Raw genomic sequence first — 2,260 nt, 5'->3', positions numbered from 1 at the left:
GCGGTTTGCTTTCGTCCACATCGCTTCCATGCCCTCGTCGAATCAAATCAACAGCATGGAATCACAAACGATTCATATCATTCAACTTCTTTGTGGACCGACACTAAGACGGAGAAAGGAGATTGAAATCTGCGCCGGATTGGACTAGATTCTTAGCGGTGGTCAAGCGCCGGGGTACCTGAGGGGAGCAATCCCACTTTCTCGGTCCGGGGGGCCACCACCCTCTCCCTTACTTGTAGTGTTTCTTTATCCAGTGTGAGCATTCCTCAGCGTCATCCGGGCCATGCGGGAAGAATTTTAGTCCGTAGCTCGTGTATTTTGTGTGGCGGTAGGTTCTATGTAGAAACATTTTAGCGAAACGATGCTCTGTATTACCATATTGATTCTTCTCCAACGCCCAACGAAGACCGCTTGCGACGCAATCCGCAATCTGTAGTCCAGCATAGTCATGCTTCTGTGCGGCCTCTATTTTACCAATATTAATAGCTGGCCAATGTACCCGGACATCGCGTGTTAAGAGTTGGAGGTACTCGTCAGCTTGGTTCGCAACATGAAGGGTGCGGAGATAGTTTCTGAGCTTGTCATAGGACAGGCGCTTCCGATGCTCGAAGATAATACGTGCTTCAGGGTTCTCTAGCCGGTTATCGCGTGCGTAGTCTCGACAATACCAAGATAATCTCTCAATTAGAAGGCGGGCCGCATAGAAGTACAAACGGAACGGCTGAGCCGTGAATACGTGCGGTTGATTTATCTCCCGTTTATTCACGAGGATACTGGTTATTGCTACGTGTGATGCAGCAATGTCGCCTACTGCTCGGACTCGTTTCTCGTGAGATAAATCCTTGAAATGTATTAGCCCCTTTTCAGGGAGCCCAATCGCCCTTCTCATATTCGCAGCAATAGTCCGTATCTCGTGATCCCGATAGGACGGTGTTATGATCGCCGAAAGAACGAACCAGTCGGTACTCCCTTTGTTCGGGTAGTCTCGGAAGGTGAAGCCTTCATCGCCTGATTCATCGATGTAGACGGTAAAGGAATGTGCCATGGGCGACCCCCTGGTCGATAAGCCTCAAATTGACAAGTTCCGCGAGGCTTCCCGCGAACTCGGATGTGACGAGAGCGAAGATCGTTTCGACGCCGCGCTAAAAGACATTGCGAAGGCGCCGACCGCAAAAGACGGAAAGCCGGGCGACCACGAGAAAGCCGCCCGGAAATAATCAGCCTAGGCGGCTGCGGAGCGGCGACGCTTCATAGCATCTTCGTAGCTGCCTTCGTGAAGGCGGCCGAACTTCACATCGCTGATACGGCCGGGGTTCACATCGAAATGTGCCGCGATCCGGTTGGCGAACCAGCCATCCATCAACATCAAATGGACCTGGACCGCGTCATCGAAAGTAAGCTGGTAGGACGGCATGTTGTAGGCGTGCGTCATCGTGAGAGCCTTTCGCTCTTGAAACGATGCCGAGCTTGACGATATGGGAAAATTGACTCACAAAGAGCCTGCAGTACCCACACATCCCGCGCTCGGCATTGACCGTGCGGGATCAAAACGGAAGCCCTCGTTACTTGGACGTGCGGGGGCTTCTGCTTATCCGGCCCCCAATGACTAAGTCGATTTTGGTTCAGGTTTCAAGGCGCAAGAAGTTGCGCGGTGGACAGTTGTCCATCACGTTCGCAAATAATTAACAATTTCAAATGGTTGACCGTTTCCTCCCGAGCAACCTAGAGCGCGTTCAACACACACGCTACGGCGTGCATAGCGCGATTCGGGAGGGAATGACCAGACTTATTGCGCTGCAACCGATTCGCGATTCGTTGTTCGCAGATGCAACCTTGCCCGGCCAGTTAGCCGGGCTTTTTTGATGGAGCGCCAGATGAAATTGAAGATTATATCGGCGATTGCCATCTTGCTCGGGATTGTGGTCCATGTAGACGGCTTCCCCTATGGTCGCCACGGCCGCCGTTCTGGAAATCGGATTAGGTATTCCACTCGTCCCTAATCCGCTTCGAAACCGCATCTCCGAGATTTTCCCAAGCGGAATTGTTGTTAGTGCAATCGGCGACATAAATGGTGTCGTTCATGTCCATGAGTGGCCAAAGGACATTTACGGCCTCTCTCGGGGAAAGGCGGGAGTTCACATACCAGAACGGGGGATGTCCCGAAGTTTGTTGAACTTCGTTGAGCGGCGATGCCGGGTTGAACGTTACGCGGCCCTCGATGCAGGGGCAATGAACTTTTCGGCATTTTGGCGCTGATGGG

At 52.4% G+C, this 2,260-nt stretch carries 3 protein-coding genes; 1 reads left to right on the top strand and 2 read right to left on the bottom strand.

Features of this window, described 5'->3' with window-relative positions; translation table 11 throughout:
- Nucleotides 1-229 precede the first annotated feature (229 nt).
- Nucleotides 230-1,045, bottom strand: a complete 816-nt coding sequence (locus tag VQ045_RS21560; protein WP_331831582.1) for a DUF3800 domain-containing protein — start codon at nucleotides 1,043-1,045, stop codon at nucleotides 230-232.
- Here VQ045_RS21560 and VQ045_RS21555 point away from each other — a divergent pair.
- Nucleotides 1,044-1,217, top strand: coding sequence for a hypothetical protein (locus VQ045_RS21555; protein WP_331831581.1), 174 nt, complete (start codon nucleotides 1,044-1,046; stop codon nucleotides 1,215-1,217). The two genes, VQ045_RS21560 and VQ045_RS21555, sit on opposite strands and share 2 nt — an antisense overlap.
- 5 nt (nucleotides 1,218-1,222) lie before the next feature.
- Here the strand turns inward: VQ045_RS21555 and VQ045_RS21550 are convergent, their stop codons facing one another.
- Entirely contained in the window at nucleotides 1,223-1,432 is a 210-nt protein-coding gene (locus tag VQ045_RS21550; protein WP_331831580.1) for a hypothetical protein, read from the bottom strand.
- Between the last annotated feature and the right edge of the window lie 828 nt (nucleotides 1,433-2,260).

It is taken from the genome of Aurantimonas sp. E1-2-R+4 (genome assembly GCF_036549515.1).
Classification (GTDB): Bacteria; Pseudomonadota; Alphaproteobacteria; order Rhizobiales; family Rhizobiaceae; genus Aurantimonas; species Aurantimonas coralicida_A.
The sequence above is the reverse complement of the archived record's forward strand: the minus strand, read 5'-3'. Positions and strand labels throughout refer to the sequence as shown.

What these genes read in the sequence shown, in the direction of transcription:
- VQ045_RS21555 (WP_331831581.1), top strand. Translation starts at nt 1,044, where the DNA reads ATGGGCGACCCCCTGGTCGATAAGCCTCAAATTGACAAGTTCCGCGAG.
- VQ045_RS21560 (WP_331831582.1), bottom strand. Translation starts at nt 1,045, where the DNA reads ATGGCACATTCCTTTACCGTCTACATCGATGAATCAGGCGATGAAGGC.
- VQ045_RS21550 (WP_331831580.1), bottom strand. Translation starts at nt 1,432, where the DNA reads ATGACGCACGCCTACAACATGCCGTCCTACCAGCTTACTTTCGATGAC.